Raw genomic sequence first — 14,253 nt, forward strand, 5'->3', positions numbered from 1 at the left:
GTCACCAGCTGGTGGCGATGTACTTGGTCTCGGTGTACTCGAGCAGGCCCTCGTGGCCGCCCTCGCGGCCCAGCCCGCTTTGCTTCGTTCCGCCGAACGGGGCCGCTGGGTCGGAAACGACCCCGCGATTGAGCCCGACCATCCCGGATTCGAGGGCCTCCGACGCTCGCAGGCCCGCGGCCAGGTCCCGGGTGTAGACGTAGGACACCAGTCCGTACTCGGTGTCGTTCGCCATCGCAATCGCGGACTCCGTGTCATCGACGCGCACGATCGGGGCGACCGGACCAAAGATCTCCTCACGCAGAATCGCTGCCGACGGCGGCACCTGGTCGAGGACCGTCGGCGCGTAGAAGCAACCCCGGCGGTCCAGGGCGTGACCGCCGGTACGCAGGACGGCACCTTGGCCGATCGCATCGGTGACCAGGCGGTCGACGGTGGCCACGGCCGCGTCGTTGATCAGAGGGCCAAGCTGGGTGTCGGCGTCACGACCCCGTCCGATGCGGAGCGCGGACATTGCCTCCGTCAACCGCGTCGAGAACTCGTCCGCGATCGAGCTGTGCACGAAGAACCGGTTCGCTGCCGTGCAGGCTTCTCCGCCGTTGCGCATCTTGGCGACCATCGCGCCGGCGACCGCCTCATCGACATCGGCGTCGGCGAGCACCAGGAACGGGGCGTTGCCGCCCAGCTCCATCGAGCTGCTGAGCACGGAGTCCGCCGCGGTGTGCAGCAGCGTCCGCCCGACCTCGGTCGAACCGGTGAAGGACACCTTGCGCACCGCCGGCTTTCGCATCATCGCCTCGACGACGGCGCCCGAGCGGCGGGCGGGCAGAACGTTGACCACCCCGCCCGGAACCCCCGCCTCTTCCAACAGGGCTCCGATCGCCAGGGCGGTCAGGGGTGTGTCGCTGGCCGGCTTCAGCACGACGCTGCATCCGGCGGCCAGTGCCGGTCCGATCTTGCGAGTGGCCATCGCCGCGGGGAAGTTCCACGGAGTCACGAGGACAGCGACGCCAATCGGCTGGCGCAGCACCAGAATTCGGTTCGTCCCCGCGGGGGCGGTCTGCACTGACCCGAGGACACGCACCGCCTCCTCGGAATACCACCGGAAGAACTCCGCCGCATAGGCGACCTCTCCCCGCGCGTCACCGATGGCCTTTCCGTTCTCGAGGCTGATCAGCTCGGCGAACTGGTCTGCCCGCTCGATCATCAGGTCGAAGGCCCGACGCAGCACGTCGGCGCGGTGCCGCGGCGAGGTCGCCGCCCAGGCCGGCATCGCCGCGGCGGCCACGTCGACGGCGCGCTCGGCGTCCTCGACCGATGCGCTGGCCACCGACGCGATCACCTCCGCCGACGACGGATCGACCACGTCGAAGCGCGCCCCGTCGGTAGCTGCCCGCCATTGCCCGCCGACGAGCAGGTCGGTGTGCAGGGCTGCTGCGACCCCAATCACGACAGGCCTTCGTCGAGCGCAGCGCCTCGGGCCTGCAGGTCGTAGAGAGACAGGAAGTCGACGTCCCGCTGGCCATTTCCGATCGCGGACTGGATCAGCTGATAGACGGCCGAGCCGACCGGCATCGGGACCTCCAGCGAGCGTGCCGCCCCGAGTCCGAGGTCGAAGTCCTTGCGCAAGAGTTCGGTGGTGAAGGTGGGGGTCCAGTCCCGCTTGATCAGGTCGTCGGAGCGCTTGCGGACCCAGTCCGACGCCAGCACCGTCCCGTTGAGGAACTCGAGGAATGCCGCGCGGTCGGTCCCGCCCTTCTCAGCGAGGCTGGTGACCTCGACGAGCGCCTGAACCATCATGCCCAGATACAGGTTGTGGCACAGCTTCACCAACCTGCTCTGCTCACCGTCACCGGCGTGAACGGCGACCTTCGCGATCTCCTCGAGGTAGGGCCTCGCCCGTTGGAAGACCTCGACGGGCCCGGATGCCACGATGCAGGCCCCGCCCTCGGCGACGACGTGGGGGTTGCCGCTGACGGGTGCCGCCAGGAAGTCGACTCCGACCGCGGCGGCCGCAGCTCGCACAGTTGCGGAGGTCTCCGGCGACACCGTCGAGCAATCGACGATGACGTCCGGCTTGGCGGCGCCACTCAGCAGACCACCAGGGCCGCTCACCACCTGCTCGAGGTCACGCGGGGTGGTGACCATCACGAACACGATGTCGCAGCCCCCGAGATCGACGATCTCGTCGACCGCGACGGCGCCCTTCGCTACGAGAGGTTGCGTCTTGGACTTCGTCCGGTTCCACACGTGCACCCGCTCGTCGGCGTCCACGAGCCGGCCGGCCATGGCCGCACCCATTCGTCCGGTCCCTAGCCAGCCGAGCGTCGGGTTGTTCGATGCCATTCGTTCTCCTTTGCCGATTGCCGGGCGCACCGCCAGGCAGCGACCCTCAGTGGACCGGTGTCAGACCGGCGAGTACTCACCCGTCGCAGCGACGGCGACCGGCGCGTCCGGGACGGGGCCGCTGCGGCCGAGCGCGCCCCACGCCGCGGCGATGATGCTCTGCGTGGACAATCCGTATTTCTCGAACAGGTACGGGCCGTCCAGGGAGCCCTCGGCGAACGTGTCCTGCAGGCCGACGCGGCGCAGCGGACGCCCCAGCCCGGCTTCCGCTACGGTCTCGGCCACCGCCGAGCCGAGTCCGCCGATCACGGAATGGTTCTCGGCGGTGACGATCGCCCTCACCTCGGCGGCCACACCCTGCACGGTCGCGGTGTCGAGCGGCTTGATCACCGGGACGTTGACGACCGCCGCGGACACCCCGTGCTCGCCGAGCACGCGCGCCGCCGAAAGCGCTGCGGCAAGCATCATCCCGCACGCGAAGAGCGCGACATCGGTACCACGCACGAGCACCTCGGCGCGATCGATGTCGAGGAAGTGGTCGTCCTCGAAGATCACCGGGATCTCGCCGCGCTTCAGCCGGACGTACACCGGACCGGGCAGATCGACGATCGCGTCGACCACCTGCCGTACCTCGACCGCGTCCGCGACGTCGATCACCGTCATGTTGGGCAACGCCCGCATCAGCGCAACGTCGTCGATGGCCTGATGGCTGGGTCCCCCCGGGGTGGAGACACCCGGCATGAACCCGATGATCCGGACCGGCAGGCTCGGGTAGGCGATGGCGTTCGCGATCTGGTCGTAGGGTCGCCGCGTGGCGAAGACGCCGAAGGTGTGGACGAACGGGATGTGTCCGCACCTAGCCAGCGCCCCGGCCATGCTCATCATGTTCGCCTCGGCCATCCCGCCGTGGATGAAGCGCTCGGGCAGCTCCGCCTGGAACAGGTCGATCTCGCACTGGCGGGTCAGGTCCCCAGTCAGGCAAAGCACCTCCGGACGGCGCCGCCCGAGGTCGAGGAGAGCGCGGCCGTACGGCTTGAGCTCGATCGGGTAGGGCGGCTCATGCACGGAGGACCTCCAGCTTGTCGGTGAGCTCGCCGATGGCCGCGTCGGCCAGGTTCGGCGGGAGCTTGATGAAATGCCCGTCGGCGTCGGGGGGCAGACAGTCCAGCCCGTGCACGGTCGACGTGCGGCACACCAGCACGCTCGGGCGATCCCGTTCCGCTACGGCGTCCTGCACTGCAGCGGCAACTGCCGCGATGTCGTGACCGTCCAACTCCTGCACGTGCCACCCGAACGCGGCCCACTTTCCAGCGATCGGTTCGAGCGTCGTGATCGAGTCGACCGGTCCGTCGACCTGCGAGTTGTTGGCGTCGAGCAGGACCACCACTCTGTCCAACCGGTGGTGGGCGCTGAACATTGCCGCTTCCCACACCTGCCCTTCCTCCAGCTCGCCGTCGCTGACCAAGGCGAATGTCGTCGCATCGGACCCTCGCATCCGATCCGACAGCGCCAGCCCGGCCGCGGCAGACAGGCCCTGACCGAGTGATCCGCAGGTGTAGTCGAGCACCGGGGAACGCTCCGTGCCGATGGCCTCGATCGGCGATCCGTTGCGGCCATAGCCGGCCACCTGGTCCTCCGTGAGCAGCCCCAGCTCGACAGCGGCGGCGAAGGGCGCGATGACGTAGTGGCCGGGAGAGCACACGAGCCGATCCATGCCTGGGCGGGCCGCGGCGAACACCGCGGAGATCTGCTCCGCTGCCGACAGTGCCTGACCGAGATAGCCGAACCCCTGCGGAGCCACCATCCGCACCGCCCGCAGGCGAATTCGCAGCGCCAACTCCTCCGCATCGTCGACGGTCCAGTGCGTTCCCGGATCGGACACACTTTGCGACACCATCGACTCTCCTTGCGAAAATTGGCTATGCCAAAGCTGGGGGCGAGTGCCATTGTGGTAAAGCCACTCGGGCATAAACAAGGCGATCGTTCCGCCAGGCGGAAAGGAGATATCTCGTGGCTGACCACACAGCGCCGCAGGCGAGCTCCCGACTGTCAGACGCGCTGGCCGACCGGATCCGCGAACTGATCATTCGCGAGAACATGGCCGAAGAAGCCCGACTGCCGTCGGAGCGGGAACTCGCTGCGAGGTTCGGCGCGAGCCGACCCATGGTCAGTCAGGCGCTGCGCTCGCTGTCCCTCATGGGCCTCGTCGAGATTCGGCGCGGCTCGGGTGCCTATGTCGTGCGGCGCCCCGAATCGACCTTCATCGCATCGGTCAATCTCATGCTCGAGTTGGACGAGCACTCGGTCGACGATTTGTTGGAGCTACGTTTCTGGCTTGAGAGCGTCGGGGTGCGCGAGGCGGCAACCCGCGTGCCCGAACTGCCCGCGTACGAGAAGGCCGAGTTGTTCAACAAGCTCCACCGGCTCGGGGCTGCCGCAGGCAACGCCTCCGAGTGGATCTCGGCGGACACGGTGTTCCACGCAGGTGTGGTCCGTGCGGCAGGCAATCCCTACCTCACAGCCGTATACGAAGGCGTTCACACCGCGGTGCTGTCGTATGAACACCGCCAGTGGGTGCAGAGCGAATCCGTTCCCGACTGGCTGCGTCACACGAGCTCGGAACAGCAATTGGCGCTGCACGCGCCCATTCTCGACGCGGTCCTCGCCGGCGACCCGGATGCAGCGAGCGTCGCGGTCACGGCCCACCACCGCGTCATGGTCGAGCATCTCAGGGCCGCTAAGACCCAGGCCGGCTCCCACGGAGGCGATTAGGCGCAGAAACCCGCTCAGGCCTGAAGGCGACGGTGCCCACGCCGTCCCGCGCCGTTCGACACGGCGGGCTCATCCAATTGGGGCGCGTAGGCAGCCTTTTCGACAACGAACGCGGCGTGGTCCGTCGCTGTCGAGCCGCTCGTTCGGGTCACTCCCGCGGCAAGCGTCCGTGAGAGGACACGCCCGATCCTGGTCGAGGCCTCTCGCACCATCGGAACGAGCGCCTCGCCCGATCCGTCTCCGACGGGAAAAGAGACGGAGACAGCAGCGACGGCTGAACCGTGAAGGTAAACCGGCGCGGCGAGGCATGCCAAGCTTTCCAACGATTCACCCCTGTCCACCGCGAAGCCGCGCGTCCGGATGACCGACAAAGTGCCGCGGATGTCACCCGGGTCGGTGATGCTGTTGCGGGTGAGAGGAGAAAGCTGAGCCCGCGGTCGGTCCCAGTCATGCTCTGCGGCCATCAGAGATTTCCCGATGGCAGTGCAGTGCGCAGGAAGGGGCTGGCCGATCTTGGCTGGCGTCGAGATGGATCCCGCCGCCGTGAGCTTCTCCAGATAGACCACATTGGTCTGGCGCAGAACCGCGAGATGCACCGGTTGTCTACTGCGGCGGTGCAATTCCTGTAGCACGGGCAGGGCGCGGCTGCGCAGGCGGCTCTCAGCGGATTCGACGCCCAGTGCAAAGATCCGCATACCGAGCTGATACGCCGCACCTTGGCGTTCGAGTGCTCCGGTCAGCAGCAGCATGCCGATGATGCGGTGGGCAGTCGACTTTGGCAATCGGCTCCGTCGGGCAATCTGCGCAAAAGTCAGGGTTTGGGGGCCACCCCGGAATGCGTCGAGGACATCGAAGCCACGTTCGAGCACGGAAGTCGTCTGAATCGACGAGTTCGACTGATGTGGGTCCTGTTGTAGTTCAGCATCTTCCGCCATCACGCTACCTTTACCAGGCCATCTCTAGAACGACATTCTAGACCGTACTCGTGATGCCGGTCATAGTCAATCCGCAATGTGTTCCGCGACGTGGAACTGCGACTGGTTGAAGTGGCGGAAGCTTCCGATGATGCAGATGCGCCGAGATCGGTCGCAGGAAGGAACTTCGATGAACAGGCTGCTCGGGACCACGGCGGTCGTCACGGGCGGTGGTTCGGGACTCGGCGCTGCGATCACTGAACGCTTCGTCGTGGAGGGTGGTCGAGTCGTCGTTCTGGACCGTTCTGAGACGAAGCTGCGGGTACTGGCTGATCGCTTCGGTGACAGCGTTCGCACCGTGTGCGGCAGCGTGACGGACTTCGCCGACAACGCGAAAGCCTGCATGATCGCCGAGGAGAATTTCGGCGGGTTGGACGTTTTGGTCGGCAACGCCGGGCTGTGGGACTTTTCTCGCTCGCTCCTCGGGTCCAGCGTCGAGCATCTCGACGCAGGTTTCGACGAACTCTTCGGCGTCAACGTCAAGGGTTACCTCCTGGGAGCCAAGGCCGCCGCCCCGTATCTGCTGGCACGTGGGGGCCGCATGGTGTTCACCTTGTCCAACGCTGCGCTATACCCCGGTGGCGGTGGCGGCGTGCTCTACACCGCGTCCAAGCACGCCGGACTGGGGCTCGTCCGCCAGCTTGCCTACGAATTGGCTCCGCAGATTCGGGTCAACGCGGTTGCGCCCGGGGGCATGGCAACCGACCTGCGCGGGCCTTCGGCGATGCAGTTGGCTGAACAGCCCATCGGAGACGTGTTGCCCATCGGGCAGCTACAGAAGGACACCCTGGCACTGGGTATCGAGGCCACCCCGGCCGACTACACCGAGGCCTACGTCCTACTTGCGGCTGAGGGTGAGGCGCGCACGGCGACCGGGACAGTCATCGATCTGACTGGCGTCGGCGTTCCGCGACGACCCCGCTGATCAGGAGCGCTCGACGAGCTGAGACATCGGAAAAGTGCCGTGCGCCACCGCATCATCGATGCAAAGGCCGATCAGATGCGCAAGTCGGCGCATCGTGATCTTGACCCTTTCGGCGTCGTCCGCTCGGCCAAGCGGTCGAACGCTGCCCCGGGTCAGGGAGATGGTCAACTCGGCCATCTCGACTGCGAAGGGACCAGGCCGCGGTACGCCCGCGTCGGTGGCGATGACTTGGATTACGTTGGCGATTTGCCCAAGCAAGTACCGCTCGCTTTGTTCGAAGGTTTCGATCAAGTCGCTGCCCGCGGGCGTCTCCTGATAGAGAACGGCCTCCAGCCGGAAATAGGTCGAACGGGTAGCGATCACGTCTGCGGCAGCGCCGTAGAACGCGCGTAGGCGTTCTTCCGTCTCGCCGCGAAGATCTTCAGGGCGTGGGAGTTCGGCGAAGAACGAGTCGATGTTCTCCCGCATGACGGCGGCGGCGATACTTGCCTTGTTGGCGAAGTGCCAGTAGAGCGACCCCGTAGGCAGTCCCGACTCCCGACAAATCGCTGCGATGGAGGTTCGGGTGTAACCGCGCTCAGCCATCAGTCGTTCCGCGGCGATGAGGATCAACTCACGGGAGCTGTTAGTGCCATCGGTACCGCGCGTCACCACGCCCTGACGATAGCGCAGCTCCGGTGCCCGGAGGCTTCCGTGCTCGGGGGAGTTCCGTTTGGCGGAACCAACGGTTGAGTAGGCCCGCGTTCAGGATCAGCCTTTTGATGCGCACCCGAGGTTGCAACGAAAGGAACACCGCCAGTGAGGATCACATCATTGGGCCATGCCTGGGTGGAAACACCCGACGCCAAGGTGTGGTCCACCTTCGGGCCAGACCTACTAGGACTCGCGGTACCTGCCGACACTGGGCGTCGCTTGAGTACCCACAGTTGGCTTCCCGCATAGCATTTGACTTCCTCGACGACGACAAGGAGTAGTGATGACCGATCTGGTGCACGCACGCACGGACCTACGAGGCGGTGCTGCGCTCGTCGAGGATGTCGCCCGAGCCCTGCAGGACGGCAGGATGCCTGCCGGCGTCTACAACGATGTCGACATCTTCGAGATGGAGAAGCACAGGATTTTCCGGCGCAGTTGGGCGTTCCTGGCCCACGAGTCCGAAATCCCGAACCCGGGGGACTACGTCGTCCGCTACATCGTGGACGATTCGTTCATCGTGGTGCGCGACGAGCACGGTGAGATCAGGGTGCTGTTCAATGCCTGTCGACACCGCGGGATGCAGGTGTGCCGCAGCGAGGTCGGCAATGCGTCGCACTTCCGTTGCCCCTACCACGCATGGACTTACAAGAACGACGGCGCACTACGCGGGGTGCCCTTCCGCGGAAGGATTTACGGCTCCAACCTCGACAGGTCGCAGTGGGGGCTGATGCCAATTCCGCGCATGGACTCCTACGATGGACTGATTTTCGGCAATCTCGACCTCGAGGCGCCGAGCTTGATCGAGTACCTGGGCGGCGCCGAGTGGTACCTGAACTTCTACACACGCAGGAGCGCGGCCGGCCTCGAATTCGTTGGTGCACCGCAACGATGGGTGGTTTCCGCTGATTGGAAGCTCGCCACGGAGAACTTCATTGGCGATGCGTACCACATCGCGTTTAGTCACCGCAGCACCATCGATGCGGGCATCACAGCGGTGTCCGGCTACGACTTCCATCTCGAGTCACCGCAGTGGGTCACCGACCGTGCAGGTGGTGGCCTGTTCCGAATTCCACCGGGAAGCTACGCAGGGTGCCCCCCAGAACTGGTCGCGGAATGGAAACGGAACCTCGATCCCGATCAGCTGCACATGCTCGAGGAGCTGAGCTTGATCCCGTCACATGGAAGCATCTTCCCCAACCTCAGCTTCCTCAACGCTCCTGCCGCGCCAGAGGCAGACGGTATTCCGGCCCCTTACACGACATTTCGGGTGTGGCAACCAGTGGGACCCGGGCGCATTGAAATCTGGTCATGGTTCGCAGTCGAGAAGGAGGCGTCCCAGGAGTTCAAGGATGCTTCCCGCAAGGCATACACGCTCTCGATGGGCGCCTCCGGAACGGTCGAGCAAGACGATGCGGAGAACTGGACCAGCATCACCCGTGTCGCCCGCGGCAACATGGCGAACGACTTCTACCTCAATTTCAGCATGGGGCTGAACCACCTTGAACCCATCCCGGACTGGCGTGGACCGGGTAAGGCCTACCCCATCGCCTACACAGAGTTCGCCCACCGCCAGATGTGGTCCACCTGGCTCGACTACATGACCACTTAGTCGCTTCGGCCGGGATCGGCGGGTTGAGCATACGTCCTACGACTGATCGGAATCCTGATGACGACAACCGAAATAACACCGGACCTCCCCGTGGACCGTGGAGTCTACGACGAGGTCCGCGACTTCTTGTTCCTCGAAGCCGAACTGCTCGACGACGGACGCCTCGAGGACTGGCTTGGGTTGCTCACAGACGATGTGCAATACCTCATGCCCGTGCGTGTTACCCGTGCCCGCGGCGAGGGGACGGGCTTCCTCGACAACATCTTTCACTTCGAGGAGAACAAGTATCGCTTGGCCAAGCGAATCGAACGCCTGGCCGGGGAGTACGCGTGGGCCGAGGATCCCCCCTCACGCACTCGCCATGTGATCTCCAACATCCGGGCCCGACCGGGCGCTGCTCCAGATGAGGTGTTGGTGAAGTCCATTGTCATCCTCTACCGGACACGCGGGGATTCACCCGCCTACGACCTACTTTCCGCGGAGCGTTGTGATGTGCTGCGCCACGGGGAGGGTGGCTGGCAATTGGCCCACCGGCGAATCCTGGTTGATCAGTCGACCCTGGCCACGCACAGCCTCTCGGTTTTCCTTTAAGGGTCGGCGAATGTCTTCGCCCGCAACGAACATCTCGATCGTGCTCAACGAAAGCGCGAAACCCTTGGTGTTCGTCACCAAGGTCCCCACACGAAACGGGAACCGCATAGAGATCGTCGCCGGCCGCTCCGGCGCCACCGTTCTTCTCGACCCGCTTCAGTTGGAAAGCCTTACATGGCAATCCGCGGAAACGTTCACACTGTGGCGCTTGGCGGCCGCCGACGACATGGCGGACCGCACTTGTCGCTACACACCTCATACGCAGGGTGAGAAGGTGACATCGATCGACTTCGGCAACGAGTTCGCGACGGTCCGGCTCAACCGGGTGAATGTAGATGAGTCCACCGACCGGCTCGAGATCGTCGCGCCCAAACTCGGTGGCAGTGTGCGGCTTTCCATCGTTGATCTTGAAGCGTTGGCTCTCCAGACCAAGGAGTCCCTGTCCCAGCTGCTCGAGTATCCCTACGGAGCAGGCGTGCGCTGACTTGAAGAGTCGGGGTCGAGCATCAATCCGCCGCAATCCGTTGCGTCGCAATTGATATCCGAAAGGACACACCATTGCACACCATTCACGACGAGGTGGACCTGCAGCTGCAGGTAACTGCTCGTAACGTCGGCGCTGAGGGCGTCGTCGTCCTCGACCTTCGATCCCCGTCCGGCGAGAATCTACCGGTGTGGTCTGCTGGCGCTCACATCGACATCAAGACCGGTCATGACCTGGTCCGGCAGTACTCGTTGTGCGGAGTTCCTGCTGAGCGCGACGTGTGGCGCATCGCGGTTCTGAGGGAGCCAGGCGGTCGGGGCGGCTCTCAGTACGTCCACGACAAACTTCATCAAGGTGCGCTGGTCGACGTGCGCGGTCCACGCAACCGTTTCCTCCTGGAGCGTGCGCCGAAATACATCTTCATCGCAGGGGGAATTGGCATTACTCCACTCCTGCCGATGGCCTGCGCGGCCGAGGACGCGGGCGCGGATTGGCAGCTGCACTATGGGGGTCGCAGTCGCGAGTCGATGGCCTTCTTGGCACGCCTGCAGGACGCCGGCAGGAACCGGGTCACGGTGTACCCGCGGGACGAGGTCGGCTTGCCTGACCTCACAGCCATTCTCGGAGCCCCGCAATCAGACACCCTGGTTTACGTCTGCGGGCCCGAGCCCCTCATCGAGGCGGTGGAGCGGCAATGCGAGTCCTGGCCGCGCGGCAGTCTGCATCTCGAGCGCTTCAGCCCGAAGGACGTCAGCGACCAGGTACGTGCCGAGACCTTCGAGGTGGAGCTGAGCACATCGGCGATAATCCTCACCGTCCCACCGGACAAGTCGATCCTCGAAGTGGTGAAGGAGGCAGGCGTTCACGTGGACTACTCCTGTGAGGAGGGGACGTGTGGGAGCTGTGAGATCAGCGTCCTCGAAGGCGAGATCGATCACCGCGATTCGGTATTGTCACCGGCCGACCAGCAGGCCAACGACACGATGTGCATCTGCGTGTCCAGGGCCGCCTGCCCGCGGCTCGTGCTTGATCTGTGAACCCCGCCGACATCATCGAACAGGAAGCTGCGGAGTGTTCTGAGCCCGCCGCCCACAGCTCCTCGCCGAGCAACGTGGCAAGTCGTACCTTGGCGCTGTTGAGCGCGTTCGACGAAACGCGGGCGGTGCTCGGGGTGACCGACCTGGCCCGGGCCGCCGCGGTACCCAAGTCAACTGCCCACCGCTTGCTGACGGTGATGCTTCGTCATGGCTACATCAAGCGAGACGGCAACCGGTACCGCCTCGCAGAGCACGTGTTCGAGCTGGGCTCGCGGGCCGCCGGCCCACGGGGACTCCGGGATCGTGCCATCCCGTTCATGGTCGAGTTGCATCACGAAACGCGGGCCGTCGTCCACCTCGCGGTCCTGCACGACGACCAGGTGCTCTACCTGGAGAAGGTGTTCGGACACGGCGGCTGGCCGTGTCCGACCGCCATTGGGAGTCGCAATCCGGCGCACTGCACGGCACTGGGCAAGGTGCTGTTGTCTCGCTCCCCCGACGGCGTCGTCGAAGACATCGTGCGGCGTGGGCTGCCCCGACTCACCGAGAAGACGGTCAGTGTCCCCGGGGCGTTCTACCGCGAACTGAGTCGGGCGCAGGACGACGGTGTTGCCGTCGAGATCGAGCAATGCCGACTCGGGCTTGCCTGCGTGGCCGCCCCGATCATCGATAGGCGAAGCCAGCAGCCGATCGCCGCGCTGTCGATCAGCACCACCACCGCCCACTTCAACGCAACGCGCCTGGCCGACCGAGTCCGAAAAGCCGCCGCCGCGCTGTCCAGCTGAACAACGGGCCCGACGTCCATCGGTCGGGCATCGACTCAGCAACAGCAGATGCGGACAGCGCCAGGGTGGCACTGTCCGCACGCCGTTCACCGGTCGAATCAGCTGCCGGCTTGGTAGTCGTCGAGGAAGTCCAACGTGACACTGGAGAACAAGTCCGGATATTCGAGCATCGCCCAGTCGGGGTGAAGTGCAAGACGAATCTGGGATGGTTTGTCAGCCAACGCTTCACCGCGAGGTCTCTTGGTGGAGGCGTTGTCGAGCAGGACGTGGCAGTCCAGGTTGGCGGGGACGTCAGCGTCGATCTTCTTGAGGAACGCCAGGAACTCCTGGGCGTGATGGCGGGCTTGCAGCGAGCCGATACCTTTGCCGGTGGCCAGGTCCAACGCGGCATCCAGACTCGAGGTGCCGCGCCGTACGTAGTCGAGCCAGTCAGGGTTGGACGAGGGACACGCGTCTGCGTTGCGGCTCAGGCGGTTCGTGGTCGCCGAAACCGATCAGAACCCGCCGTAGGGCGTCGGATGCCGCCTGGCTCGCCTCGACGGGCACGGCCCGGAAGAGGTCCTGCTGCACACGGGCCCACTCCTTGACGATCTCGTCGGCGAGCTCCAGGCCCGTCGTGGTCAGGCGAACGAAGCTGCTCCGCCCATCGGTCGAGTCGGGCGCGCGGGTCACCAGTTCGGCCTTCAGGAGACGATTGAGGACGTTGCTGGTGCCTCCCGAGGAGAGCAGGATGCGCTCGCGTAGGTCGGTCGGACGAAGCTCGTACGGCTCACCCACCGATCGAAGGGCGGTGAGCACCCCGTAGTCGGCACGGGTCATCCCCCACCGCGCCAGGCAGGAGTTCATTGCGTCCTCAAGCATCACGCCGAGCCTGCCGACGCGCTTGGTCAGGTCGTACTCGACGCGGTCGAGCCCACCGATCTGCGCATTTAGGTCCTCCGACAGTCGGTCGACGCGGTCGCGCGGGCCAACGCCGCGCTTCTCAGTGCCCGTCACGCTCCCACCTCGCTCAATCCCGTTCGACCCTCGCAGAATAGTACTCCAGCCGAATGCTTGATAGAAAGCTTGCGTAATAGCATTCCGGTGAGATATACCAGAGCGCGTAGCTCACGCGCTTCGAACTCCCGTCGCGTCCGGCTGCAGAGGAAGGAACGCCGTGCATCCCGACGAGAAGCCATCCGATGATGACGCCGAGGTCATCCGCACCCTGGTCGCCTCGGCAGCCCTCGAGGTCATTCCGATGCGCAGCGCCGAGGAGAAGCTCCAGCAGGTGCCGACCGGTACGACGATCACGGTGACCTGCTCCTCGAAATTCGGTCTCGACGCGACTCTGGCCCTGGCAGCCACCGCGGCCGCCCGTGGCCACCGGGTGATCCCGCACCTCGCGGCTCGCCAAATCGTCGACGAGGCCGAACTCGGGCGCATCGTCGAGACCCTGGTATCCACGGGGATCGAGGACCTCTTCGTCATCGGTGGCGACGCACCCGACCCCGCAGGCGAGTTTGCGTCGTCGGCCGAGCTACTGGAGGCGTTGGCCCGATCGGGCCACACCATCCGTTCGGTCGGCGTGGGGTGTTACCCCGAGGGACACCCGCAGATCGCCGACGACGTCCTGGTTGCCGACCTGTTGAGGAAGCAAGAGCTCGCGGCCACCTACATGGTGAGCCAGCTGTGTTTCCACGCCGGCTCGCTGGTGGACTGGGTGCAGCGGATCCGGGCCGCGGGCGTTCGCCTGCCGTTGAGCCTTGGGCTCGCCGCACCCCTCAAGACGAGGAAGCTCGTCGAGCTGTCGCTGCGCATCGGGGTTGGCTCCTCGATCAAGTTCCTCACCCACCAACGGGGCTTTGTGGGCAACCTGCTGGTCGGCAACACCTACCGGCCCGAGCACCTGCTCGACGAGATCGGCGACGACCTGACCTCCGACGACCTCGGGATCAAGGGGCTGCACCTGTTCTCGTTCAACCAGGTCGCCGCCACCATCGCGTGGCAACGAGAAGTCGACGGCAGTGCACCAATCGAACTGCGGCCCTGAAC

The 14,253-nt window shown here is 65.3% G+C and carries 15 protein-coding genes and 2 pseudogenes; 8 read left to right on the top strand and 9 right to left on the bottom strand.

All coding sequences use genetic code 11. The features are described from left to right. Nucleotide 1 precedes the first annotated feature (1 nt). The 4 genes from SLQ33_RS21420 to SLQ33_RS21435 are packed head-to-tail and all read right to left on the bottom strand — an operon-like array spanning nt 2 to nt 4,243. A complete protein-coding gene (locus SLQ33_RS21420) occupies nt 2-1,450 on the bottom strand; it encodes an NAD-dependent succinate-semialdehyde dehydrogenase (RefSeq protein WP_319455879.1) in 1,449 nt (482 codons plus the stop codon). After that, nucleotides 1,447-2,346, bottom strand: coding sequence for an NAD(P)-dependent oxidoreductase (locus SLQ33_RS21425; protein ID WP_319455880.1), 900 nt, complete (start codon nt 2,344-2,346; stop codon nt 1,447-1,449). The genes SLQ33_RS21420 and SLQ33_RS21425 overlap by 4 nt, the downstream gene beginning before the upstream one ends. 60 nt (nt 2,347-2,406) lie before the next feature. Further along, nucleotides 2,407-3,411 carry a transketolase family protein gene (locus SLQ33_RS21430; protein ID WP_319455881.1) on the bottom strand — a complete coding sequence of 335 codons (1,005 nt, stop codon included), beginning with the start codon at nt 3,409-3,411 and terminating at the stop codon, nt 2,407-2,409. Next, entirely contained in the window at nt 3,404-4,243 is an 840-nt protein-coding gene (locus SLQ33_RS21435) for a 1-deoxy-D-xylulose-5-phosphate synthase N-terminal domain-containing protein (RefSeq protein ID WP_319455882.1), read from the bottom strand. The genes SLQ33_RS21430 and SLQ33_RS21435 overlap by 8 nt, the downstream gene beginning before the upstream one ends. Before the next feature lie 113 nt (nt 4,244-4,356). On the opposite strand from SLQ33_RS21435, the gene SLQ33_RS21440 reads away from it, so the two are divergent. Further along, a complete protein-coding gene (locus tag SLQ33_RS21440) occupies nt 4,357-5,118 on the top strand; it encodes a FadR/GntR family transcriptional regulator (protein WP_319455883.1) in 762 nt (253 codons plus the stop codon). 14 nt (nt 5,119-5,132) lie between these two features. On the opposite strand, the gene SLQ33_RS21445 is transcribed toward SLQ33_RS21440, so the two are convergent. After that, complete coding sequence (locus SLQ33_RS21445; RefSeq protein WP_319455884.1) at nt 5,133-6,053, bottom strand: IclR family transcriptional regulator; 921 nt, start codon at nt 6,051-6,053, stop codon at nt 5,133-5,135. Nucleotides 6,054-6,222: 169 nt separating this feature from the next. Between SLQ33_RS21445 and SLQ33_RS21450 the strand changes: the two genes are divergently transcribed. Then, complete coding sequence (locus tag SLQ33_RS21450; protein WP_319455885.1) at nt 6,223-7,017, top strand: SDR family NAD(P)-dependent oxidoreductase; 795 nt, start codon at nt 6,223-6,225, stop codon at nt 7,015-7,017. Here SLQ33_RS21450 and SLQ33_RS21455 read toward each other — a convergent pair whose 3' ends face one another. Continuing rightward, nucleotides 7,018-7,485, bottom strand: coding sequence for a hypothetical protein (locus SLQ33_RS21455; protein ID WP_319455886.1), 468 nt, complete (start codon nt 7,483-7,485; stop codon nt 7,018-7,020). A gap of 12 nt (nt 7,486-7,497) precedes the next feature. After that, nucleotides 7,498-7,671 (bottom strand): annotated as a pseudogene (locus SLQ33_RS33625) (TetR family transcriptional regulator); the annotation flags it as partial. Nucleotides 7,672-7,993: 322 nt separating this feature from the next. Between SLQ33_RS33625 and SLQ33_RS21460 the strand changes: the two are divergent. The 5 genes from SLQ33_RS21460 to SLQ33_RS21480 all read left to right on the top strand — a co-directional run bounded on the left by SLQ33_RS21460 (nt 7,994) and on the right by SLQ33_RS21480 (nt 12,219). Next, entirely contained in the window at nt 7,994-9,322 is a 1,329-nt protein-coding gene (locus tag SLQ33_RS21460) for an aromatic ring-hydroxylating dioxygenase subunit alpha (RefSeq protein ID WP_319455887.1), read from the top strand. A gap of 57 nt (nt 9,323-9,379) precedes the next feature. Further along, nucleotides 9,380-9,913, top strand: coding sequence for a 3-phenylpropionate/cinnamic acid dioxygenase subunit beta (locus tag SLQ33_RS21465; RefSeq protein WP_319455888.1), 534 nt, complete (start codon nt 9,380-9,382; stop codon nt 9,911-9,913). 40 nt (nt 9,914-9,953) lie between these two features. Then, nucleotides 9,954-10,397, top strand: a complete 444-nt coding sequence (locus SLQ33_RS21470) for a hypothetical protein (protein WP_319455889.1) — start codon at nt 9,954-9,956, stop codon at nt 10,395-10,397. A 95-nt stretch (nt 10,398-10,492) separates the two neighbouring features. Next, entirely contained in the window at nt 10,493-11,434 is a 942-nt protein-coding gene (locus SLQ33_RS21475) for a PDR/VanB family oxidoreductase (RefSeq protein ID WP_319455890.1), read from the top strand. A 74-nt stretch (nt 11,435-11,508) separates the two neighbouring features. Then, a complete protein-coding gene (locus SLQ33_RS21480; RefSeq protein ID WP_319455891.1) occupies nt 11,509-12,219 on the top strand; it encodes an IclR family transcriptional regulator in 711 nt (236 codons plus the stop codon). Here SLQ33_RS21480 and SLQ33_RS33630 read toward each other — a convergent pair. After that, nucleotides 12,161-12,641, bottom strand: a pseudogene (locus SLQ33_RS33630) (hypothetical protein); the annotation flags it as partial. The gene SLQ33_RS21480 and the pseudogene SLQ33_RS33630 sit on opposite strands and share 59 nt — an antisense overlap. A gap of 7 nt (nt 12,642-12,648) precedes the next feature. Next, nucleotides 12,649-13,215, bottom strand: coding sequence for a MarR family winged helix-turn-helix transcriptional regulator (locus SLQ33_RS21495; RefSeq protein WP_319455893.1), 567 nt, complete (start codon nt 13,213-13,215; stop codon nt 12,649-12,651). Nucleotides 13,216-13,375: 160 nt separating this feature from the next. On the opposite strand from SLQ33_RS21495, the gene SLQ33_RS21500 reads away from it, so the two are divergent. Beyond that, nucleotides 13,376-14,251: a methylenetetrahydrofolate reductase gene (locus SLQ33_RS21500; RefSeq protein WP_319455894.1), complete on the top strand. Its 876-nt coding sequence runs from the start codon at nt 13,376-13,378 to the stop codon at nt 14,249-14,251. The last annotated feature ends 2 nt before the right edge of the window (nt 14,252-14,253 follow it).

The sequence above is a fragment of the Mycobacterium sp. RTGN6 genome (assembly GCF_033804605.1).
Lineage (GTDB): Bacteria > Actinomycetota > Actinomycetes > Mycobacteriales > Mycobacteriaceae > Mycobacterium.

Excerpts from the sequence above, each read along its gene's own strand:
- SLQ33_RS21435 (WP_319455882.1), bottom strand. The coding sequence starts at position 4,243 with ATGGTGTCGCAAAGTGTGTCCGATCCGGGAACGCACTGGACCGTCGAC.
- SLQ33_RS21465 (WP_319455888.1), top strand. The coding sequence starts at position 9,380 with ATGACGACAACCGAAATAACACCGGACCTCCCCGTGGACCGTGGAGTC.
- SLQ33_RS21445 (WP_319455884.1), bottom strand. The coding sequence starts at position 6,053 with ATGGCGGAAGATGCTGAACTACAACAGGACCCACATCAGTCGAACTCG.
- SLQ33_RS21455 (WP_319455886.1), bottom strand. The coding sequence starts at position 7,485 with ATGCGGGAGAACATCGACTCGTTCTTCGCCGAACTCCCACGCCCTGAA.
- SLQ33_RS21450 (WP_319455885.1), top strand. The coding sequence starts at position 6,223 with ATGAACAGGCTGCTCGGGACCACGGCGGTCGTCACGGGCGGTGGTTCG.
- SLQ33_RS21460 (WP_319455887.1), top strand. The coding sequence starts at position 7,994 with ATGACCGATCTGGTGCACGCACGCACGGACCTACGAGGCGGTGCTGCG.
- SLQ33_RS21425 (WP_319455880.1), bottom strand. The coding sequence starts at position 2,346 with ATGGCATCGAACAACCCGACGCTCGGCTGGCTAGGGACCGGACGAATG.